A 22,876-nucleotide genomic window follows, 5' to 3' on the forward strand; every position below is an offset into this window, starting at 1 on the left:
CTCTCCTTATTTTTCTTTGTCGGCGTGCGTAATGGCGGTAAAGAAGAGCCATGAAATCAGCAATACAATGAGGAAGTAGATCAGCGAGAACGCAGCCGCGCGACCCAGATCAAACTGCCCGATTGCCATGGTTGTCAGTGTCTGGCTCAAGAAGGTTGTGGAGCTGCCCGGGCCGCCACCGGTAAGCACAAACGGCTCAATGTAGATCATGAAGCTGTCCATGAACCGCAACAGCACTGCGATGATCAGAACACTCTTGAGCCTGGGCAGCTGGATATACCGGAACACCGCCCATTTCGAGGCACGGTCAATTTCCGCCGCCTGATAGAAGGCCTCCGGAATCGCCCTCAGCCCGGAGTAGCAGAGCAAGGCGACCAGCGGCGTCCAGTGCCAGACGTCCATCAGCAGAACCGTCAGCCACGCATCGAGGGTGTCGCCAGTATAGTTGTAATCAATCCCCAGCTGATTGATGCCCCAACCGAACAGACCGATGTCGCCCCGGGCGAAGATCTGCCAGATGGTGCCAACTACGTTCCAGGGAATCAGCAGCGGAATGGCCAGAAGAATCAGGCAGAGCGAGCCCTTGATGCCGGATTTGGGCATCATCAGGGCGACTCCGATACCCAGAGGTATCTGGATCAGAAGTACCGCACCAGAAAATATGAACTGGCGAATCAGGGAGTCCTGCAGGCGCTCGTCGGTCAGCACTTCCTTGAACCACTCCGTGCCCACGAAGAACGCCTGGCCCGGGCCAAAAATATCCTGGACCGAGTAATTCACCACGGTCATCAGGGGAATCAGCGCCGAGAAGGCAACGAGAAGAAATACCGGCAGCACCAGCCACCAGGCTTTGTTGTTTTGTACCTTTTGCATCACTGTTGCTCCTGTACCAGGAATTCATCCACATACAGCTTCAGCCACTGCTTCGGGAACGAAAGATGAACCCGGCTGCCGATCGATGCGGCGAAGTCCTCGCTCTGCCGGACTTTCATGTTCTCGTGATCAAGCTGAACGGTAACAATCTTGTAGGTGCCCAGATCTTCCACATCCAGAACTTCGGCCTCGAAGGTGTCGTCCGAGGCAACCGGTGACACTTCCACGAATTCAGGCCGAATTCCGATCTTGATGTTGGTGGATCTGGTCCGCTTCAGGACATCAACCTGCCAGGGCTGAAGTGCTACAACCGTGCTTCCGAAGCACACACCCCGTGGGCACCGCTGAACCTCGACGAGATTCATGCCGGGGCTACCGATGAAGAACCCCACGAATGTGTGATTGGGCTGCTCGAATAGCTCGGTTGGGGTACCGAACTGAACAATCTGCCCGCCGTACATCACGGCAATCTTGTCGGCAAAGGTGGAGGCTTCGAGCTGGTCGTGGGTGACATACACCATGGTGATGTCGAACTGTTCATGAATCTGCTTTAGCTTGCGGCGCAACTTCCACTTGAGTTGCGGATCGATAACCGTCAGTGGCTCATCGAACAGAATCGCAGAAACGTCCTCCCGCACGAGGCCACGCCCCATGGAGACCTTCTGCTTCTCATCCGCGGTCAGATTCTTCGCCTTCTTGTAGAGCTTGTCCTCGATTTCCAGGACTTCGGCGATCTCATGAACGCGGGCTTTGATCTTGGACGCGGGCACCTTGTTGTTCTTGAGGGGAAACGCCAGGTTGTCGTAGACAGTCATGGAGTCGTAAATGACCGGAAACTGAAAAACCTGGGCAATGTTCCTGTCTCGTGGGGACAGCTCGTTAACCCGCTTGCCGTCGAACAGGACATCGCCCTCGGAGGGCTGAACCAGGCCGGAAATAATGTTCAGCATGGTGCTTTTGCCGCAACCGGACGGCCCCAGCAGTGCGTACGCCCCACCCTTGTGCCAGACGTGGTCGAGCTGACGGATGGCGTAATCATCCGGCCCTTCCGGCCTGTCACTGTAACTGTGGGCAAGTGACTTCAATTGAATTTCAGCCATCAGACAGACCCTCCTGAAACCTGGGACGGTGTGTGCACCAGTTGCTCGTTATTGTCGAAGACGAACAGTTTGTTGATCGGCAGGTACACCTTGATGGGCGAACCTGTGTGGTACTGATGCACGCCCATCAACTGCAACACCATTTCGAAGTGACTGTTCTCCACATGCATGAAGGTTTCGGATCCACTGATCTCGCTGAGCTCCACCTCCATGGACATTTCCAGATCATCATCGCTGGTGGGAACCAGGCCAATATGGCTGGGACGAATCCCGAACCAGTAATCGCCGGGTTTCAGCTTCGCCAGCTCCTGCGTGAGTGCATGGTGGGAGTACTCGTCGAAGGTCACCTCGGTTTCGGACACCCGGCCTCGAATCATGTTCATCGGGGGTTCACTGAACAACTGTGCAGCAAGCGTGTTCACAGGTGCGCGGTAGACATCCATCACCGGCCCGGTCTGAACCACCTGGCCCTCGTGCAACAGTGTGGTAGTGCCACCGAGTGCCAGGGCTTCATTGGCCTCCGTGGTGGCGTACACCGCAATGCACTGGCGCTCGCGGAACAGGTCCCGCAGTTCCGCCCGAAGCTCTTCTCGCAGCTTGTAGTCGAGGTTAACCAGGGGCTCATCGAATAGCACCAGGGTGGCATCCTTTACCAGGGCCCGGGCCATGGCGGTCCGCTGCTGCTGGCCACCCGACAGTTCCAGTGGGTAGCGCTTGAGCAATGGATCAATCCGAAGCATGGACGCCGTTTCCTTTACCCGGCGATCAATCTCGGACTCCGCCATCTTCGCCAGCCGCAGCGGCGAGGCGATGTTTTCGTAGACGGTCAGATTTGGGTAATTGATGAACTGCTGATAGATCATCGATATGTTGCGGCTCTGCACGCTCTGCCCTGTGACGTCCTCACCGTTGTAGATCAGACGGCCGTTATCGGGCTTGTCCAGCCCGGCCATCAGTCGCATCAGCGAGGTCTTTCCGGCCAGTGTCCGGCCGAGCAGAACATTAAAAGAGCCTGCCTCGAAGGTGAGGTTGGCATCCCGTATGTAGTCGACGCCGTCGACCTCACGGGAGAGATTCTCCAGTGTTAAGGACATAGGCTTTCCTTTTTGTTCTTGTGGAAACGCGCTTCGAGACCGACGTAAATCAGCCGCGCAAATTCGATTTCGAACTCTCTACGCAAAGGACATACCACATTGCGCAAGCAAAGAAATTGATTCGCTTATAACGTTGTTTTAAAAAGCTTTTTCTCTACATGCAAATTTCTCATTCGAAAACCAAAATGTTCGTTTAGCAATATTGTGTTCAAACTGAACATTGACCTGAACAGCATTTGCACAGATTATTGAGCATCAGCTTTGGCACAATTGCCCGCGTAAGCTGCTCGAATGTCGACCAAAACAACGAACGAATGCTTGAGTGACGACTGATGAGAAAAAACGAATATGCGGATTACCGGAGCGTTATTGCCGATTCTTGGAACCGTTGTATTGCCTGGGGCCTTGAACACGACCATGAGCCAACACCGCTTATGCCGGAATCTGCCCGACTGGAGGAAATAAACCGCCAGTACAGCGAATTGCTCTCGGTGACCGAGGCTGAGGTTCTCCCCTACTACCGGAACGTACTTTCCAGCAGCCGATGCCTCATTCTGCTTGCCGATCAGCATGCCACGGTACTGAACAGCTGGGGTGATGAACGTATCACCGAGACCCGCCTGAAACCCTGGTTCCAGGCGGGTGCGAACTGGCAAGAACAGAATTGCGGTACGAACGCCATTGGCACCTCTATTGCTGTTAGTGCGCCCGTCCAGATTCAGCGAAACGAACATTTTCTGAAAACGAACCGGAGCATCATTGGTTCTGCGGCACCCATTTTCGGTGCTCACAGGCAGATTGCAGGGGTTCTCAGCGTATTCAGCGACGCTTACCTGCCACAGGCCCACACCCTCGGCATGGTTCGGCTACTTTCACAATCTGTCGAAAATCGTCTCATCAAACGTCAGTTTGGCCCCGATCATTTTCAGATTACCCTGAACACCACGGCGGATAACTTTGACAGCCCCTGGTCGGGCATCCTGGTTTGCGATGATTTCGGAAAGATCATTGCAAGCAACCAGCGAGCGGACCAGTTACTGGGAATGAATACCGTCGAGGCCCGCCTGGATGAGTTATTTACGAGCCGCCGGCATCAAATTCTTGAGCATCCAGAAACTGAAACCTTGCAACTGACCACTCGCAGCAAGGTGCGACTGAGCGCCAGGATCAAACGCCCTACAAGGGTTAACGAAAACCCGAATCGGATCGATCGGTTATCTCAGTCGAACGAGGGCTGCTATTCAGATGAGCTGCTGGGTATCGACAACCTGGAGTTCGGTGATTCGGCAGTAAAGCGTTGCGCTACACAAAGTCTCAAAGTACTTCAGCGGGGTGTCCCGGTTCTTATCACCGGCGAGACAGGGGTCGGCAAGGAAGTGCTGGTCAAGGCCCTTCACCGGGCATCCCACCGAAAGGATCAACCACTGGTCGCGGTTAACTGCGCGGCCATTCCGCCGGAACTGGTTGAGTCGGAGCTGTTCGGTTACGAAGCCGGCGCCTTCACCGGCGCCCGGGCGCAGGGTTCGCTGGGCTTTATTCGAAAGGCCCACAAAGGCATCCTGTTTCTTGATGAGATTGGCGAAATGCCCCTGTCGGCCCAATCCAGGCTGCTACGGGTACTCCAGGAACGGCTGGTTACGCCAGTGGGTTCTACCGACAGCGTTCCCGTTGATATTCTGCTGGTTACCGCAACCAACCAACCACTGGGCACACGTATCGAAAGCGGCCATTTCCGGGCGGACCTTTACTACCGGATCAACGGGCTATGCGTGGAACTCCCTGCGCTCCGAAACCGATCCGACAGGTCGCTGCTGATACAGAACCTCTATTCCCGACACCGTGACCCTGGTCAATCGGAACAGCTGTCTCCTAAAGTGCTTTCGGCCTTTGAGAACCACCCTTGGCCGGGTAATATCCGCCAATTGGTGAACGTGTTGCGGGTGGCGATCGCCATTGCTGACGGGGAAGATGTGCAGGTATGGCATTTACCGGAAGACTTTCTTGCAGAATTCGAGACCGCCGCAGGCGAGGAATCCGATCCACGGATAGCGGAACCACGAGCCCCGGGCGTTGAGGTTGAACAGGAGGATCCACTCGCCACAACTCTCAAGGTGTACCGCAAGTGCACTGGCAACGTGTCACAGGCAGCGAGAGAGCTGGCCATCAGCCGAAACACACTATACAAGCGTCTTCGGGAATTAGGGGTTCGCTAAACCGCGTTTCCGCAACATCGTATCGTCAAAGCTTCTGAACTGCCTGGATCCAGCCATCGTAAAGCTTGTCCCGGTTCTGCTTCGTCATGACTGGTTCAAAATTCCGGTCACAGCACCACAGATCCGAGAGTTCCTCAAGAGAGCCATAGACTCCGGCTTTCAGGCCGGCTAGGTAGGCAGCGCCCAGCGCAGTAGTTTCAACCAACGACGGGCGATCCACCCTCGCACCGAGAATGTCAGCCAGAAACTGGAGCACCCAGTTGTTGGCCACCATGCCACCGTCAACTCTGAGGTTGACCGGGCGAATGCCGTCTTTTTCCATGGCTTTCTGCAGATCCTTGGTCTGATAGCAAACAGACTGCAGGCCCGCCGTGACAATCTCTTTTATACCGGTATCGCGGGTAAGACCGAAAATGGCGCCTCTTGCATTGGGATCCCAATAGGGCGCGCCGAGTCCTGTAAATGCTGGCACCAGATATACTCCGTGGTCCATGGGCGTACCCTCTGCGAGCGGCTCTGTTTCACAAGCATTCCGGATTAGCTGAAGTCCGTCTCGCAGCCATTGAATGGTTGCGCCCGCGATAAAAATACTGCCTTCCAGGGCGTAGGTAGGCTTACCGTTCAGCCGATAGGCCACCGTTGTGAGCAAGCGGTGTTTCGACTGCAAAGCTTTGTCCCCAGTGTTGAGCATCAGGAAACAACCGGTTCCGTAGGTGCTCTTCGCCATGCCAATGCCGAAGCAGGTCTGACCAAATAGAGCGGCCTGTTGATCTCCAGCAATACCGAGCACCGAGGTTCCGTTAAGGGCTCCACCCTCTGTGATCTCTCCGAACTGATCGGCAGAGTCCATCACCTCCGGCAACAGCGATTCGGGAATGCCGAAAAGCTCCAGGAGCTCCGGATCCCATTTCTGGTTGTGAATGTTGAACAGCATCGTACGGCTGGCATTGGTCGCATCAGTGCGATGCTCTCGGCCACCGGTTAGTCGCCACAACAAAAAGCTATCGACGGTACCGAATGCGAGCTCACCGCGCTCCGCTCGTTCCCGCACTCCGTCGACATTTTCCAGAATCCAACGGATCTTGGTGGCCGAGAAATAAGGATCAATCAGCAAACCGGTCTTGCTGTTGACCCAGGGTTCGAGCCCTTCACGTTTCAGGGACTCGCAGTAGGAGGCGGTTCGCCGGTCCTGCCAGACGATAGCGTTGTATACGGGCTCTCCGGTATTCCGATCCCAGACTACCGTGGTCTCGCGTTGGTTGGTGATGCCTACGGCAACCACTTTACCGCAATCACCACACTCTTCGGCCATTACCGCGTCACAGGTCTGCTGAACCGATGACCAGAGATCCTCCGGATTGTGCTCAACCCAGCCGCTTGCCGGGAAATGTTGGGGAAACTCTTGTTGGCGGATAGCGTGTATGTTGCCCAGTAGGTCAAAGAGTATGGCACGGGAACTGGTTGTACCTTGATCGATGGAAAGTATGTACTGACTCATGGTATTTCGACCTGGGTTTCTTATTTTTTCGCATTTTTGCTTTTTTGAACATAAATTCCAAGTAGTTTTCACTTAAAGCGCGCGTCCAACTCGCCGAACCTTTTAAAGAAGCTGCATAACCCGCTGAAAACTACTAAGCTTTAAAACTGTTTTCGGACGCACAGTATTTCGCATGAGAAAAATGATAAAGCGGAGGAGGCTTTCATGGCACAGCGTCGCCGACAGGATCTTATTATGGAGCTGATCCAGCAGAACGGTTTTGTCACGACCGAACAGCTGGTGGACCAATTCAAGGTAACGCCCCAGACGATCCGCCGGGACCTGAATGAACTCGCCAAGGAGAAAAAGCTCCGCAGACACCATGGCGGAGCAGGCATTGACTCCAGCACAGTCAACACCGCCTACCAGGCTCGAAAGATAATGGATCTGGAAGCCAAGGAACGAATTGCACAAGCGTTGGTGGAGCTCATCCCTGACAACTCCTCCATGTTCATCAATATCGGCACCACCACCGAGACCATCGCTAAGGCTCTGCTTGAGAAGAACAACCTACAGATAGTTACCAACAACCTGCACGTTGCGTCCATTCTTTCGGCCAAAGAAGATTTCCATGTAATCATCGCTGGCGGAGAGGTGCGCAACCGTGATGGCGGAATTGTCGGTGAAGCTACCATGGACTTCATCAATCAGTTCAAGATGGACTTCGGCATCATTGGAATCAGCGGTATTCACAATGATGGTTCCCTCCTCGACTTCGATTACCGCGAAGTCCGAGTCGCTCAGGCAATCATCGCCAACTCCAACCAGGTCCTTCTTGCTGCCGACCACTCCAAGTTCGGACGAAATGCCATGGTCCGTCTCGGTAACATTTCCCAGGCCGATCATGTGTTTACGGATCAGCAACCTCCCGTAGAAATCCGTCAGTTGCTGAACGAACACAACGCTCAGCTCCATATCGTTTAATAGTTTTTCGCTTGTTCCCCTCTGCGAAAAGGTGATCGCGCTACGTTTTTCGTTTTTTTTCTATTTTTTCCTTTACGAATATATATGCCTTTCGCATAATAGCGATATACCGCATATTGAACACTGAAAAGTGCGCATCGCAACAAAGCGCCTTTTCAGAGTCGTCAGGAGATGACCAACAATGGCTATGGAGCATGAGCAGTTTGACGTTATCGTCGTTGGTGGCGGAGTCAACGGCACGGGCATTGCCATGGATGCGGCGGGACGGGGACTGAAAGTTCTGCTTTGCGAAATGAATGACCTGGCCTCAGCCACCTCATCAAGCAGCAGCAAGCTGATACATGGTGGGCTGCGGTACCTGGAACATTATGAATTTCGCCTGGTCCGGGAAGCCCTAGCCGAGCGCGAGTCTCTGCTTCGCAACTCACCACACATCATGTGGCCCATGCGTTTCCGGCTGCCTCACCGCCCTCACCTGCGGCCAGCCTGGATGATTCGCACCGGCCTGTTTCTCTATGACCATCTGGCAAAACGGGAAATCCTTCCGGGCTCCCGCTCGATCAAATTTGATGAGAAGGACCCTCTGAAGCCCGATATCACCAAAGGCTTTGAATACTCGGACGGCTGGGTAGACGATGCCCGTCTCGTGGTGCTGACCGCAAAGAAAGCACAGCAGTTTGGCGCACAGATACTGACCCGCACCAAATGCGTCAAGGCAGAACAGGGCTCAAAGGAATGGGAGGTCACACTTCGTGATATGACCAACGAAACCGAAAAAACGGTATCGGCGAAGGCTATTGTGAATGCCTCTGGCCCCTGGGTAAGCAAACTGTTCGGTGAGACTCTTTCAATGCCGGCGCCCAAGATGATTCGCATGGTGAAAGGCAGTCATATTGTGGTACCGCGCATGAACAAGGGCACCGAGGCCTATATCCTTCAGAACGAGGACGAGCGGATCGTTTTCGTCATTCCCTACGAGGACGAATTCTCACTGGTGGGCACCACCGACGTCGATTATGAAGGCGACCCGAAAAAAGCAAAGATCTCACCTGAAGAAACCGACTATCTCCTGAACATCGTAAACTCCCATTTCAAGCGGCAACTGGAGCCTTCGGATGTGATTTGGTCCTACTCTGGCGTGCGGCCCCTGATGGACGATGAACAGGAGAATGCCCAGAAAGCGTCACGGGACTACTCCTTTGAGGTCAATAGTGAAAAAGGTAAGGCGCCGCTGATTTCGGTATTCGGAGGCAAGATCACCACCTATCGCAAACTGGCCGAAGCCGCCACGGACAAGCTGTGCCAGTTCTTCCCGGAAGCCGGCGGTCGCTGGACCAAGACTGGTGTTTTGCCGGGCGGAGACTTTGCCAATCATGAAGCACTGGAAGAAACCCTCAGACGTGATTTTCCCTGGCTCTCCGAGAAGGTGATCAGTCGCTATGTGCGTACCTACGGCACAACCAGTTACGACATTCTCCATAATTGCCACTCAATGGACGATCTGGGCGAACACTTCGCAGGAACCCTCTATCAACGGGAAGTCGAGCACCTGATAAAGAACGAATGGGCGATGACCTCGGAGGATATTCTCTGGCGTCGTACTAAACAGGGACTTTATTCGAGCGACGCGGATGTGGAAGCACTGGACCGCTACCTGATGAAAAGCGCTTGTGCCGACACTCGCAAGACTTCGCTCCATCACAGCGCCTGAACCCCTCCGGTCACTGTTGCTCCGGCCCAAGAAGCAGGGCAACTCTTTGTTGCAGCTGGGGCACAACCTCGTCTTCGAACCATGGATTCCGACGCAGCCAGAGGTTATTTCTTGGGCTGGGGTGAGGCATTGGGACTATCTCTGGCCAATACTTCTGCCAATGCTCAACATTGGCCGTTACGGACTGACGACAGTCCGGCAGATGCCAGGTGTGCGCATACTGCCCGATAACAAGAGTCAGACCTATGTCTGGCAGATGATCCAACAGTAAATTGCGCCAGGCTGGCGCGCACTCCGGCCGCGGCGGAAGATCCCCGGATTTTCCGGTACCCGGATAGCAAAACCCCATCGGCAGGATCGCGAGCTTCTGCTCGTCATAGAAGGTATCCCGGGTAACCCCCATCCATTGCCGAAGCCTATCGCCGCTGGGATCGTTGAAGGGCAGCCCGGTTTCATGCACGCGCCTGCCCGGAGCCTGCCCGACTACGAGAATTCTGGCGCTTTCAGATATCTGTATGACAGGCCTCGGCCCGCGTGGAAGGACGTCGGCGCAAATCGTACACGCCCGCACGCGCCGAACGAGGTCATCGAAGGGAAGCCGGGAAAGGTCCTCTGTCATGAGTGTTCCGTTATCAGGGTGATTGCATATACCGTCATTTCCCGTAACGATAGAGGCACAATCACGACACAACAAGTCTCGAAGGACACATCATGAATGCGAAAGCAGGCTCTCTCCCGCTGCCGGAAATCGATATCGAAGAGTTCCGGAAAGTTGTTCGCACGCGCCGCTCCATCAGGCGCTTCACCGATGAGCCGATTCCTGAGGCCGTGCTTGAGGATTGCCTGGAACTGGCAACCCTGGCTCCGAATTCCAGTAACCTTCAGCCCTGGGAATTTTTCGTTGTCCGCACGCCGGAGCTCAAGGCAAAACTCGCCCACGCCTGTCTTGGCCAGAATGCAGCGAAAACCGCCGCTGCGCTGATCGTAGTGGTTGCCCGACCGGATAGCTGGCGGGCTCATGCACGGCAAGCTCTTGAGGATTGGCCAGAAGAAAAACTGCCGCCCATCGTCGAAAAATACTACCGTAAAGTCGCCCCCATTCATTACAACCAGGGGCCGCTTGGTATTCTGGGTTTAGCGAAAAAAGCGGCAGGCCTTGCGGTGGGAATTACCAGGCCGGTGCCCCGGGGGCCCTACTCCAATTGCGAGATGAAAATCTGGGCTACCAAATCCACAGCCCTGGCTGCCCAGAACCTCATGCTTGCGCTCCGCGCCCACGGGTATGATTCCTGCCCCATGGAGGGTTTTGACGAGCATCGAGTGAAGAAGCTGATTAATCTGCCCGGAAAAGGACTGGTAACCATGGTACTGGCAGCCGGCCGACGAGCAGAAAACGGCGTCTATAACCGCCAGTACCGTTTTGATCAGCGCCAGTTGGTGCATTACCTCTGATCCGGCAATGGCAATCCGGCCTCAGACCTCCGGATTGCCCAGTGCCTCGGCAGCCCCCAGCAGGCCGGTGTAGGGCTCGGTGACTACATAGACAGGTGTAAACTCCAGCAGCGGGCGCATTCTTCCTTTATCCTCAAAGCCATTTCGGAACGGGCTTTCGAGAAAGAACTCGAGGAAACGGGGCAGGATTCCGCCACACAGGAAGACACCGCCCGTGCTACCCAGGGTCAGAACGCCATTGCCGGCTACCCGACCGAGAATTTCACAGAAATGGCTGAGCGTGTGGCGGGCCAGCCTGTCAGTGTTTTCTACCGCAGCCGCGGTGATTTTCTCCGGCGCATCCAGTGGCGCCGCAACGCCCTGAATCTCTGCATGGGCCTGATACAGGTTCAACAAGCCCTGACCGCACAGAATCCGTTCCACGGAAACCCGGCCAAACCGGGCCTTCAGAATCCGCAGCACAGACATTTCGGCATCGTCCGTGGGCGCGAAATCCACGTGGCCACCCTCGGTCATCAACGGCACCCAGCCATGCTCGATGGGCACTAACCCTGAAACACCGAGCCCGGTTCCCGGACCCATCACCAGCCTGGGGCGCCGGCTGTCACCGGGGCCGCCGCAAACATGCACCAGATGGTCGTTCGCAACGTGAGGAACGCCGAGGGCCATGGCGGTAAAATCGTTGATCACCTTGAACCTGGACCAGCCAAACTGTGCCCGAACTTCTTCGGTATCAAAAAGCCAGTGGTTGTTGGTCATCCGAACCTGGGTCCCGCGAACCGGTGAGGCAACAGCCAGACAGGCCCCGTCGACCTCCGAAACCCCAACCCTAGCCAGGTAATCCCGCACTGCGTCATCGAGGTTCGCATATTCTCCGCAGGGCAAAATCTTGATGGCGCGAGGCTGCACGGTTCCCTCTTCTACCAGTGCAAAACGCGCATTGGTGCCACCAATATCACCGACCAGTGAATAGTGTGTTGCTGTCATGCCTCGTGATTCCAGAAAAAGCTGGCCCCTTCCTCGGGATTGCTGGCAGCGCGACGCATCCAGCCGAACAACTCCCGACCGTAGCCGTGATGATATCCGCTCAAGTCCGCTTTTTCAGATTCCCGGCTGGCGAAGTCCTGATCATCCACGCGGATGGCAAGAACACCACTTTCGGCATCCAGACAAACCATGTCGCCATTCTTGACCTTGGCCAGCGGGCCACCGTCCAGCGCCTCCGGGTAGACATGGATCGCCGCAGGTACCTTGCCCGACGCACCGGACATACGGCCATCCGTCACCAGACCAACCTTGAATCCGCGATCCTGCAACACGCCAAGGTAGGGGGTAAGCTTGTGCAGCTCTGGCATGCCATTGCTCTTGGGACCCTGGAAACGGACGATCACAATACAATCCCTGTCCAGATCTCCCGCCTCAAAGGCTGCCTTGAGTTCGTTCTGGTCGTTGAACACAACGGCGGGCGCTTCAACTTTACGGTGCTCCGGGGCAACGGCAGAGACCTTGATAACGCCCCGACCAAGGTTGCCATCAAGCACCCTCAGCCCACCATCGGGTGCAAACGGCTCGGCAACCGGGCTGAGCACATCCGGGCGAAGGCTTTTTTCCGGCGCTGGCTTCCACACCAGTTGCTCATCCGACAACTCCGGCATCTCGGTATAGCGCTCAAGGCCATAGCCAACCACTGTGTTCACATCGTTATGCAGGTATCCGCCGCTCAGCAGCTCCCTGATCAGGAACGGCGTTCCGCCAGCCTCGTGGAAAGCATTCACGTCTTCCTGCCCGTTAGGGTAGATCCGGGTCATGGACGGAACCACGGAGGAAAGCTCGGCGTAGTCGTTCCAGTCGATGATGATCCCCGCCGCCCGGGCAATCGCTATCCAGTGAATGGTGTGATTGGTGGAACCGCCAGTAACCAGCAGCGCCACCAGAGCATTGACGATGCTCTTTTCATCCACCATATCGCCCAGACCCAGCTCGCCACCGTGAGGCTTGGACAGCCTGATCACCTGCTCGGTCGCCGCCCGGGTAAGCTCATCACGGAGCGGCGTATTGGGGTTCACAAACGCCGACCCCGGCATATGCAGGCCCATGACTTCCACCAACAGCTGGTTGCTGTTGGCGGTGCCGTAAAACGTACAGGTGCCGGGGCTGTGATAGGACTTGCTCTCGGCCTCCAGCAATTCTTCCTTGCCAACCTTGCCCTCGGCGTAAAGCTGGCGGATCCGCTGCTTTTCCTTGTTCGGGAGCCCTGAAGGCATCGGCCCTGCGGGGACCAGAATGGTAGGGAGATAGCCGAAGCTCAGCGAGCCGATCAGAAGGCCAGGCACAATCTTGTCGCAGATCCCCAGAAGCAGCGTGGCATCGAACATGTTGTGACTGAGGGCCACGGCCGTACTCATGGCAATGGTGTCCCGGGAGAACAGACTCAGCTCCATACCCGGCTGGCCCTGGGTTACGCCGTCACACATGGCCGGCGTACCCCCGGCCACCTGAGCCACCGACCCCATTCCACGGGCCGCCTCCCGAATAATATCCGGGAACTTTTCGTAGGGTTGGTGGGCCGAAAGCATATCGTTATAGGCCGTTACCATGGCCACGTTGGCCTTGTTCATGAATTTCAGGGTGTCTTTGTCGCCCTGATTACAGGCCGCGAAACCGTGGGCCAGATTGCCGCAGGACAGAGAGCTCCGGTGTGGAGACTGGGCTTTGAGGGCATTCATGCGGTTCAGGTAATCCTGCCGCGTTGGGCGACTGCGCTCGATGATTCTCTGGGTAACCTTATCTACGGTCGGGTGCATGGTGGGCTCCATTGCGTAATTTATTAGAGTGGTCGTTTTTAGACGTAATTTTACTTCCTTTTTTTGGCATTTCCACCGGTTAATCGTTCATTTCTTCTTTTTTTGTTGTTATATTTACTACATTACTGAGGTAAAACGAACAAAAAACGACCACCCAAGGAGTCAGACAATGACGATCCGTATCGCAATCAACGGTTTTGGCCGCATCGGTCGCAATGTTCTCAGAGCATTGTATGAAAATAACTACCGGAGCCAGCTACAGGTTGTTGCCATTAACGACCTTGGCGACGCCGAAACCAACGCCCATCTGCTCAAGTATGACAGTGTTCATGGTCGATTTGAGGCCGATGTCAGCCACGACGCCGAATCCCTGACCGTCAACGGGGACAGGATTGCCATTACCGCTCTCCGCAATCCCGAGGAACTGCCCTGGAAAGATCATCGTGTTGATGTTGTTTTCGAGTGTACCGGCCTTTTTACCAGACGCGACAAGGCAGCGGCGCACCTGAAGGCCGGCGCCCGCAAGGTCATCATCTCGGCGCCCAGCCCCGATGCGGATGCAATGATCGTTTACGGCGTAAACCACGAAACACTGACCGCCGACCACGACATCATTTCCAACGCGTCCTGCACCACGAACTGCTTGGCACCGGTTGTTGAAGCCCTGCAAAAGACCATTGGCATCGAGAGTGGCCTGATGACCACCATCCACTCCTACACCAACGATCAGAAGCTGAGCGACGTTTACCATTCCGATCTCTATCGGGCACGCTCTGCCACCCAGTCGATGATTCCAACCAAGACCGGCGCTGCTGCCGCCATTGGCAAGGTTATTCCGGAGCTTGAGGGCAAACTCGATGGCCTGGCGGTTCGGGTACCCACCATTAACGTATCACTGGTGGATTTCGGCTTCATTGCCAGCCGGGAAACAACTGCAGAAGAAGTGAACGAAGCGGTCAAAGCAGCTGCCGAGCAAAATCCGGTTCTTGGCTATAATGTCGAGAAACTGGTGAGCGTGGACTTCAATCACAATGCGCTCTCCAGCATTTATGACGCCAACCACACACGGGTTCTGGGTCGTCACGTAAAAGTCATGGCCTGGTACGACAATGAATGGGGTTTCTCGAACCGGATGCTGGATAATGCCCTCGCACTGATCAATGCCGGCCAGTAAATCTGGCCGTTCCGGCTGATTCCGCTACTCTGTTCGAGACCATTTTGAAGAACCAAAGGACACCAACCATGCTCAGGCGTACCAAGATTGTCGCCACCCTCGGCCCCGCCACCGACTCACCGGAATCCCTCGCGGCCATTATCGCCGCCGGTGTAGACGTTACCCGACTTAACTTTTCCCACGGCAGCGCCGAGGAGCACATCGGCCGCGCTCGCCGGGTTCGCGAAGCAGCAGCGGCCCAAGGCCGGTTTGTCGCTTTGCTGGCCGATTTGCAGGGCCCCAAGTTGCGCATCGCACGGTTCTCGGAGAACAAGGTCACCCTCAAGGCAGGCCAGACGTTTATCCTGGACGCTGCCATGGACAAGGAGGCGGGTACCGAGGAAAAGGTCGGCATCGACTACGAGCAACTGATCGAAGATGTGGAACCGGGAGACATTCTGGTTCTGGACGATGGCCGCATTGAGATGGAAGTGCAGTCGGTCAGCGACCACAGCATCACTTCCACCGTGCTTATCGGAGGCCCGCTCTCGAATAACAAGGGCCTGAACAAGCGCGGCGGCGGCCTGTCCGCCGAGGCGCTGACGGAGAAAGACAAACAGGACATCGTGACGGCCGCCAAACTGGGCGCGGATTACGTGGCGGTTTCGTTTGTGCGTACTGCCGAGGATATGCACATCGCCCGGCGCCTGCTGAAAGAGGCCGGCTCCGACGCAGGCCTGGTCGCAAAAATTGAGCGCGCGGAACTGGCCGATGATGTGGAAGCCCTGGACGCAGTAATCGAAGCATCCGATGCGGTCATGGTTGCCCGCGGCGACCTCGCCGTTGAAATCGGCGACGCCCAGTTGGTGGGCGTACAGAAGCACATCATCTCCCGCGCCCGCGTTCTCAACCGCGCGGTGATCACGGCCACGCAGATGATGGAGTCGATGATCACCAGCCCGATGCCAACGCGAGCCGAAGTCTCAGACGTTGCCAACGCGGTGATGGACTATACCGATGCAGTGATGCTGTCTGCGGAAACGGCCGTGGGTGATTATCCCAAGGAAGCAGTCGAAGCCATGGTGCGCATTTGCCTGGGCGCAGAGAAGCATCCGTCGATGCATCAGTCCAAACACCGCATTCACGAGAGCATGGAGGAAGTTGATGAAGCTATCGCTCTTTCCGCCATGTACGCCGCGAACCACCTTGAGGGTGTCTCGGCCATTATCTGCATGACCGAGACGGGTGCCACGCCGAGGTTGATGTCCCGCATCAAGTCGAGCCTGCCAATCTTTGCGTTTTCGCGCCATCACTCCACCCAGCATCGGGTCGTTATGTTCCGTGGCGTTCAGACGGTGCCTTTCGATTCAGCCAAGATTCCGAACGAGCGGACCAATGCGTTGGCGGTGTCGGAGCTGGTGAATCGCGGGGCAGTCAAGGATGGTGATCTGGTGGTGATTACCAAGGGTGACTATGTGAATGCCCAGGGTGGGACCAATACTATGAAGATTGTTCGGGTTGGTTCTGATATTCGCTGATTCTCTTTTTCTTTCCAGCCCTCTGTCGCTTGGCGCTTGACCTTGTAGCCTGAGGGTCTGTGCCGGCGGCAGTGGGGTTCCCCTTTCCAAAAACCGCTACGAGCACATCCATGTGCGCTTGGCTGTGGCCATCCTTGGCCACAGACATTTTTGGAAAGGGGAACCCCACTCCCTCCTTCAGAATTTTCCAGTTATCTCGGTCTGACAGCTTCTCGAATATTAAGAAAGCAGGATGTAGATCGGATTAACCGCAGGCGTTATCGGAAGGTATGACAAGCACTTTGGGGCAGGGTTTCCGGGAATGTCGCTGGCCAAGGATGGCCAGCGCCAAGCGCACATGGATGTGCTCGTAGCGTTTCCCGGGAGCCCTGCCCCAAAGCGCGTCCACTCCAAAACTTCCAGTCTGGGAAACCAAGTCGGAAGTCAGAGATCAGCCAGACTCCCCCGCGCAATCTCCGTAATCTGCGACCAGTCTTTGGCCGCCACCACGTCCGCTGGGGTCAACCAGGTGCCACCAACGGCCTGGACGTTGCCGAGGGCCAGGTAGTCGGCTGCGGTGTTGCGGCGTATGCCGCCGGTTGGACAGAAGGTGACGTCCGGGAATGGCCCGCTGAAGGCTTTGAGGGCCGGGATGCCGCCGGCGACTTCGGCGGGGAAGAATTTGAATTCGCGGTAGCCGAGGTTATAGCCAACCATCATTTCCGAGATGGTGGCAATGCCTGGCAACAGCGGGGCCTCGGAGGTCAGGCCGAATTCCAGGATGGCTTCGGTTACGCCCGGGGTGATTACGAACTGGGCGCCAGCGGCCTCTACCTGTCGGTACTGGGCAATGCTGGTAACGGTGCCCGCCCCGACCCACGCATCCGGGATGGCTTTGCGGACTTCTTCGATGGCTTTTAGGCCGTGTTCAGTGCGCAGGGTAATTTCGAGGACGTTGATGCCGCCATCAACGAGAGCCTGGCAAAGGGGCACGGCGTCGTCGAGGTCCTGAATGGCGATGACCGGCACCAGGGGTGAGGATTGCAGTACTGCCCTGACGCGCTCGCGATGGTAATCGGAAAGTTGGCTCACGGTTTTCTCCATAACAAATGTCGGGCGTTTCAGGGACTCCAGAACACCTGGAGGCCTGGTTTCAGGAAAGCTCTGATTGGCATCTCGAGCACCTTGTCCGGTTCAGACATAGCACGGTCCAGTGTCTGCAGTTTGTCCTCGCCCTTCAGATGCAACGCGGTGAACCGGGCATCTCTAAGGGGTGGCCAGGTCAAGGTGATGCGTTTCTGCGGCTGCGACGCGGGCGTGGCGGGCGCAACGATTTCCTGGCATCCAGGATTCATCGCACTTTCCAATTCGGGTGCGTCGGGAAACAGTGAGGCGGTATGGCCGTCGTTGCCCATACCAAGAATCAGCACGTCGATGGGCAGGGCCAGGTTCGCGAGCTCGGCCTTCACTCGCTCAAGACCCTCTGAGGGTGTCGCACCAGGCTGTTTGAGCGACAGGAACCGGGCCGAGGCCGCCTTATTCTGCAGCAGGTTCTCCCGAACCAGGCGGGTATTGCTGGCGTCATCGTTTTCTTCCACCCAACGCTCATCCGCCAGCAGAACGTCTACCCTGCCCCAGTCCAGATCCTTGCCGGACAGCGCTCTGAAAAATGGCAGCGGCGTGGAACCGCCGGATACCACCAGGCTCGCCCTGGGCTCTTCTCTCAGGCGGGCCGTCAGAAATCCCGCCACGGCAGCAGCAAGATCCAGGGCCACGCCATCAGCCGTTTCACCTGAACGGTCGCTGACACCCTCGGGCAAACGCAGATCACACATCTTCATACCAGCTCCTGCCATCCCGGGTAATCATGGCGATGGAAGCAACAGGGCCCCAGGTTCCCGCCGCGTAACGTTTTGGCGGCTCGCCGCCATCCTTCCAGTTCCGAATAACCTGATCGACCCAGCGCCAGGCATACTCCACCTCGTCACGGCGCACGAACAGGTACTGGTTACCCTTCATTACCTCCCAAAGCAAACGCTCGTAGGCATCGGGAATCCGATCGGTAACAAAGGTCTCAGAAAAGGTGAGCTCCAGAGGGCCTTGACGAAGTCGCATGCCCTTATCCAGGCCCTGGTCCTTGGTGAGGATCTTCAGGGCCATGCCTTCGTCAGGCTGAAGACGGATAATCAGCTTGTTGTTGGCGAGGTGCTTCTGGTCCGGATCAAAAATGTAATGCGGCGCAGGCTTGAAGTGGATGATGATCTGGGACAGCTTTTCGGGTAGGCGTTTACCAGTGCGAATGTAAAACGGGACACCCGACCAGCGCCAGTTGTCGATCTCTGCTTTCAGGGCAACGAAAGTTTCAGTAGCGCTGCCCTTGTTTGCCCCCTCCTCCTCCAGATAGCCGGGCACCGGCCTGCCGTTACTGGTGCCGGCGGTGTACTGGCCACGCACCACGTAACTGTCCATCATATCGGGCGTAATGCGCTTCAAGGCCTTGAGAACCTTGACTTTCTCATCCCGGATGCTGTCGGCAGACAGGTCCGAGGGCGGGTCCATGGCGATCAGGCACAGCAGCTGAAGTAGGTGATTCTGGATCATATCGCGAATCTGGCCAGCTTTGTCGAAATAGCCCCACCGCCCCTCGATGCCAACGCTCTCGGCCACCGTGATCTCCACGTGGGAAATGTGGTTCTGGTCCCACTGGGAGGCAAACAGGTTATTGGCAAAACGCAGAGCGATCAGGTTCTGGACCGTTTCCTTACCCAGGTAATGATCAATCCGGAACAGCTGGTTCTCGTTGTAGACCTCGCCAAGCTCATCGTTGATCACCTTCGACGACTCCAGGTCGTGACCGATCGGCTTCTCGACCACCACCCGCGTCTTCTCGGTGCAGCAACTGGCGGCCCGCAGGTTTCGGGCTATGACGCCATACATGGACGGCGGGGTGGCCATATAAACAATAAGCTCATTATTGGCGTCATCACGCCACTCGTTGAGCACAGCAAATGCATCGGGTTCGTTAAAATCCAGAATCTGGTAATCGACCCGCTTCAGAAAGGATTCGGCCAGTCCAGCATCGAACTCTTCCGGCTTTACGTACTGCTTCAGCTTGTCAAACAACTGCTGGCGCACGGTTTCGGTATCGGCCTCCGTCCGGGCAATAGCCAGCACCCGGCTGCCGTCGGCCAGGAGGTGGGCTCGCTCCAGCTGGTACAGGGCCGGAAACAGTTTTCGCTGGGCGAGGTCGCCCAACGCTCCGAATAGCATCAGGTCACAACGGGTATTGATCTTGTTGACCATTGGTTCCTTCTCTCTGGTGGGCAGTCCGTCGCAAAAACTCGACGACCGGACTCGATGTAGTAATTTTAAACAAATAATGACATCCAAAAATCGTTTTTCCAAGAAAAAACTGCGTTTCGTGATACTTTTACTACCCCAAAACCGGTAAAAAAGCGGTATAATCACCGCGTTTTCAAGACAACGACCGCCCATGATTCAGGGAGTACCATTGATGGCCGCGAACCAGGCGCACCGTGACGACAATCTGCTTGAGGACATCCAGTCCAGGCTGGAGACCCTTAACAAATCCGAGCGGAAAGTGGCCGAGGCCATTCTCCGTGACCCAAGCGCGGCCACCCGTTACAGCATAGCTGCCCTGGCGAGAGCCGCCGACGTCAGCGAACCCACCGTTAACCGTTTCTGCCGGGGTTTCTCGGCAACAGGTTTCCCGGATTTCAAGATTCGCCTCGCCCAGAGTATCGCTACCGGCACCCCCTATATCGGCCAGAACGTGGAGCCCGACGACACCGTTGCCGAATTCGCAGACAAGATCATGCTCAGTACCATTGCCAGCCTGGACAAGGCTCGGCAAGCGCTCGACCCGAAAGCCCTGGCAACGGCCATTGATTACCTGATCCAGGCCAAACAGATCAATTTCTTTGGCATGGGCGGATCTGCTGCTGTGGCTATGGATGCCCAGCACAAGTTTTTCCGCTTCAATATCCCGGTCATGTCCTACGACGACGCCCTGATGCAGCGCATGGTGGCGGCCGGAGCAAACGTGGGCGATGTTATCGTGCTCATTTCCTACACGGGCCGCACCCGGGAAACCGTGGATATCGCACAACTTGCGCGGGCCAACGGTGCTACGGTGATCGGTATCACCAACCCCGATTCCCCCCTGGCGGAAAGCTGCACGGTGGTGCTGGGCGTCACCGCGCCGGAGGACACTGAGGTCTATATGCCAATGTCCTCTCGGATCATTCATCTGAGCGTTATCGACATTCTTGCAACCGGCGTAACCCTCAAACGCGGCGCGGATTTCCTCGGGCACCTCAAGAAGATCAAGGAAAGCCTCAAGCCCACCCGCTTCCCACCGACCTGAGCCTCAGTGCCACAATAGAAGAGGTCAGCAGATACAAGAAAGCCCGGGCATTCGCACCGGGCTTTTCGTTGATCGCGGGGCGCCATTCGGCGCCTTTTTCATGAGGCGGATATCAGGGTCTCTCGACCTCCGCCCGGTTTCGAAGGAACTGCTGGTACGCAGCGTATTCCCTCTGGCCTTCGAGAGATGCCAGGAATTCCCGAAGCTGGTTCAGTTCGGTGCCATCTTCCGAGACCTGCCCGTCCGTGACCTCGTCCAGCGCGATCACCGCGGCAGAATTGGCCATCACAGCCTTGCCAAACCGGGCGCCATCCGCCGGGCGCGGCAAAGAAAACACCTGCTGGAGAATGGCGGGACCTGCCTCGGACGCGTTCCGTGCCAGCCCTTCATAGCTGGACCACTCACCAATACCCTCGGGGCTCTCACCTGACTCAAGGTCAGCGATAATCGCGTCAGCCCTTTCAGAAAGAGCTTCCCGCGTCTTGCGCTGCTCCAGCGTCGTCCGGATCTGATCGCGAACCTGATCCAGGGGCAGCTGCTCGGCTTCATGATACTTATTCACCCGGGCAACGACAGACACGTTGTCACCCACATCGATCAACTCGGTGTTGTAACCCGCGTCGAGGACATCTTCGGAAAACAACTGTCGTACCAGACCGGCGTGGTCAAACGGCGCCTGACCACCGTCACGGGTAACGCCGTTGGCCTCCCGCACCTCAAGCCCGAGCTCTTCGGCAGGGCCGGCCAGATCATCGGCGGCATACGCGGAGTCGGCAAGCTCTGCCCGGACTTCAGCAAACTGCTCACGAGCCTTTTCACGGGCCAGCTCACGACGGAGCTGGTCTTCCATTTCATCCAGAGACGGCACCTCGGACTCCCTGACATCCTCGAGGCGAATAAGATGAACCCCGAACGATGTCCGAACCGGCTCGGAAACTTCGCCTTCCTCAAGGGCAAACAGGGCTTCCTCGAAGGGCTCGGCGTAAATGCCACGACCGGCATAGCCCAGGTCGCCGCCGTCTTCGGCCGAAACGGTATCAATGGAATACTCCCGCGCCAGGTCAGCAAATGACTCCCCGGCCGCCAGGCGCTCCTGGATCGTTGCCATGGTTTCGTCTGCGTCACTGCCCTCTTCGATCAGGATGTGGGACGCCCGACGCTCCTCACTGGCCAGATCGGCAGCCTGCTGCTCGTAATAGGCCTGAAGCTCCGCATCGTCAACTTCAATGCTCTCAGCAAGGGCACCCAGCGAAAGCGTGATGTAGGCAGCGTCTACACGCTCCGGCTGCTGAAACGCACCCGAGTTTTCTTCATAAAAGGCTTCAACGTCAGCATCAGAAACCGATACCGCGTCCGCCACTGAGCTGGCAGGAATATCCAGTACCCGGAAACTGCGTGTCTGGTTCTGAATCTGGAGCAGCTGCTCGGCATTCTCATCCGCCACCAGGCCACTCTGAACGATACCCGCACGGATCTGGTTCACCACATATTGCTTGCGCATGGCTTCCCGAAACTCGCCCACGCCCATGCCCATATTACGGACTGTGGCCACAAAGCGGTCGCGATTGAACTGGCCATCCACCTGGAACTGCGGCATCTGGGTAATCAACGCATCGATATCAGCATCATTGAGCTCCAGTCCCTGAGCGTTGGCATCCTGGATCAGGACCTGCTCCTGGATCAGGGAATCCAGAACGTCTGTGCGAATCTGGTCTTCGTCAAGCATCGAGGGATCCGGGTTTTCCATTCTGGATAGCCGGCGCTGGCTCTCCATCTGGACCACGCGGAGAAACTCCCGCTCGGTAATATCCTCGCCGTTGACGGTTGCCACCTCAGGCTCGCCGGAGAAGCCGCCGACAATGGCGTCCATCCCCCAGATGGATAGCGACACAATAAGAAGACCAATGATGACCTTGGCGATCGTGCCCTGGGCATTGTTCCGAATATCTTGAAGCATGTTTCTCCCGGATCCCTGTTCAAGGTAGTGCAGTTTTATTCGTTTCAGCGCGCGGCGAAGGGCGGACCTAACGTAAAAAGGCGCACCCGGTGTGGAATGCGCCTTGAATTCTTCTTGGGTGGCTTCCTGCGACAGAAGCCACCGGAGAAAGAAC

At 56.5% G+C, this 22,876-nt stretch carries 18 protein-coding genes; 7 read left to right on the forward strand and 11 right to left on the reverse strand.

What is annotated here, in order from left to right; translation table 11 throughout:
* Nucleotides 1-6: 6 nt before the first annotated feature.
* From AC13DD_RS14210 to AC13DD_RS14220, 3 genes are read right to left on the reverse strand one after another with little or no spacing between them, the layout of a single operon-like run.
* Nucleotides 7-873 carry a carbohydrate ABC transporter permease gene (locus tag AC13DD_RS14210; RefSeq protein ID WP_053112341.1) on the reverse strand — a complete coding sequence of 289 codons (867 nt, stop codon included), beginning with the start codon at nt 871-873 and terminating at the stop codon, nt 7-9.
* Entirely contained in the window at nt 873-1,973 is a 1,101-nt protein-coding gene (locus AC13DD_RS14215; RefSeq protein WP_482931311.1) for an ABC transporter ATP-binding protein, read from the reverse strand. The genes AC13DD_RS14210 and AC13DD_RS14215 overlap by 1 nt, the downstream gene beginning before the upstream one ends.
* A complete protein-coding gene (locus AC13DD_RS14220; RefSeq protein ID WP_482931312.1) occupies nt 1,973-3,067 on the reverse strand; it encodes an ABC transporter ATP-binding protein in 1,095 nt (364 codons plus the stop codon). Before AC13DD_RS14220 ends, AC13DD_RS14215 begins: the two co-directional genes overlap by 1 nt.
* Before the next feature lie 332 nt (nt 3,068-3,399).
* Here AC13DD_RS14220 and AC13DD_RS14225 point away from each other — a divergent pair, with 332 nt between their 5' ends.
* Nucleotides 3,400-5,280 (forward strand): sigma-54-dependent Fis family transcriptional regulator, encoded by a 1,881-nt coding sequence (locus AC13DD_RS14225; protein ID WP_104270049.1) that lies wholly within the window; start codon nt 3,400-3,402, stop codon nt 5,278-5,280.
* 25 nt (nt 5,281-5,305) lie between these two features.
* Here AC13DD_RS14225 and glpK read toward each other — a convergent pair whose 3' ends face one another.
* Nucleotides 5,306-6,778, reverse strand: coding sequence for a glycerol kinase GlpK (gene glpK / locus AC13DD_RS14230; protein ID WP_008174634.1), 1,473 nt, complete (start codon nt 6,776-6,778; stop codon nt 5,306-5,308).
* 204 nt (nt 6,779-6,982) lie between these two features.
* Between glpK and AC13DD_RS14235 the strand changes: the two genes are divergently transcribed.
* Nucleotides 6,983-7,741 carry a DeoR/GlpR family transcriptional regulator gene (locus AC13DD_RS14235; RefSeq protein WP_008174631.1) on the forward strand — a complete coding sequence of 253 codons (759 nt, stop codon included), beginning with the start codon at nt 6,983-6,985 and terminating at the stop codon, nt 7,739-7,741.
* 181 nt (nt 7,742-7,922) lie between these two features.
* On the forward strand, nt 7,923-9,452 hold the full coding sequence (glpD, locus tag AC13DD_RS14240; RefSeq protein WP_008174629.1) for a glycerol-3-phosphate dehydrogenase: 1,530 nt from the start codon (nt 7,923-7,925) through the stop codon (nt 9,450-9,452).
* 10 nt (nt 9,453-9,462) lie between these two features.
* On the opposite strand, the gene AC13DD_RS14245 is transcribed toward glpD, so the two are convergent.
* Entirely contained in the window at nt 9,463-10,071 is a 609-nt protein-coding gene (locus AC13DD_RS14245) for a uracil-DNA glycosylase family protein (protein ID WP_104270048.1), read from the reverse strand.
* Nucleotides 10,072-10,163: 92 nt separating this feature from the next.
* On the opposite strand from AC13DD_RS14245, the gene AC13DD_RS14250 reads away from it, so the two are divergent.
* Complete coding sequence (locus AC13DD_RS14250; RefSeq protein WP_088556982.1) at nt 10,164-10,904, forward strand: nitroreductase family protein; 741 nt, start codon at nt 10,164-10,166, stop codon at nt 10,902-10,904.
* Between the two features lie 21 nt (nt 10,905-10,925).
* Here AC13DD_RS14250 and AC13DD_RS14255 read toward each other — a convergent pair whose 3' ends face one another.
* Together AC13DD_RS14255 and edd are read right to left on the reverse strand one after the other, a co-directional pair.
* Nucleotides 10,926-11,891 (reverse strand): glucokinase, encoded by a 966-nt coding sequence (locus AC13DD_RS14255; RefSeq protein WP_482931313.1) that lies wholly within the window; start codon nt 11,889-11,891, stop codon nt 10,926-10,928.
* The gene (gene edd / locus AC13DD_RS14260) at nt 11,888-13,708 is read right to left on the reverse strand and encodes a phosphogluconate dehydratase (protein WP_482931314.1); all 1,821 of its coding nucleotides are present in this window, start codon (nt 13,706-13,708) and stop codon (nt 11,888-11,890) included. Before edd ends, AC13DD_RS14255 begins: the two co-directional genes overlap by 4 nt.
* A 169-nt stretch (nt 13,709-13,877) precedes the next feature.
* Here edd and gap point away from each other — a divergent pair, with 169 nt between their 5' ends.
* Nucleotides 13,878-14,882 carry a type I glyceraldehyde-3-phosphate dehydrogenase gene (gene gap / locus AC13DD_RS14265; RefSeq protein ID WP_482931315.1) on the forward strand — a complete coding sequence of 335 codons (1,005 nt, stop codon included), beginning with the start codon at nt 13,878-13,880 and terminating at the stop codon, nt 14,880-14,882.
* A 68-nt stretch (nt 14,883-14,950) separates the two neighbouring features.
* Nucleotides 14,951-16,399: a pyruvate kinase gene (pyk, locus tag AC13DD_RS14270; RefSeq protein WP_008174617.1), complete on the forward strand. Its 1,449-nt coding sequence runs from the start codon at nt 14,951-14,953 to the stop codon at nt 16,397-16,399.
* A 423-nt stretch (nt 16,400-16,822) separates the two neighbouring features.
* Here pyk and AC13DD_RS14275 read toward each other — a convergent pair whose 3' ends face one another.
* From AC13DD_RS14275 to zwf, 3 genes are read right to left on the reverse strand one after another with little or no spacing between them, the layout of a single operon-like run.
* On the reverse strand, nt 16,823-17,482 hold the full coding sequence (locus tag AC13DD_RS14275) for a bifunctional 4-hydroxy-2-oxoglutarate aldolase/2-dehydro-3-deoxy-phosphogluconate aldolase (RefSeq protein WP_176443034.1): 660 nt from the start codon (nt 17,480-17,482) through the stop codon (nt 16,823-16,825).
* 17 nt (nt 17,483-17,499) lie between these two features.
* Complete coding sequence (gene pgl, locus AC13DD_RS14280; protein ID WP_482931320.1) at nt 17,500-18,213, reverse strand: 6-phosphogluconolactonase; 714 nt, start codon at nt 18,211-18,213, stop codon at nt 17,500-17,502.
* Nucleotides 18,206-19,681, reverse strand: a complete 1,476-nt coding sequence (zwf, locus tag AC13DD_RS14285; RefSeq protein WP_482931316.1) for a glucose-6-phosphate dehydrogenase — start codon at nt 19,679-19,681, stop codon at nt 18,206-18,208. The genes pgl and zwf overlap by 8 nt, the downstream gene beginning before the upstream one ends.
* Before the next feature lie 211 nt (nt 19,682-19,892).
* On the opposite strand from zwf, the gene AC13DD_RS14290 reads away from it, so the two are divergent.
* A complete protein-coding gene (locus tag AC13DD_RS14290) occupies nt 19,893-20,765 on the forward strand; it encodes a MurR/RpiR family transcriptional regulator (RefSeq protein ID WP_008174607.1) in 873 nt (290 codons plus the stop codon).
* Nucleotides 20,766-20,877: 112 nt separating this feature from the next.
* Here the strand turns inward: AC13DD_RS14290 and AC13DD_RS14295 are convergent, their stop codons facing one another.
* A complete protein-coding gene (locus tag AC13DD_RS14295; RefSeq protein WP_008174605.1) occupies nt 20,878-22,722 on the reverse strand; it encodes a SurA N-terminal domain-containing protein in 1,845 nt (614 codons plus the stop codon).
* Nucleotides 22,723-22,876: the final 154 nt, after the last annotated feature.

This window comes from Marinobacter sp. L-13 (assembly GCF_056857715.1).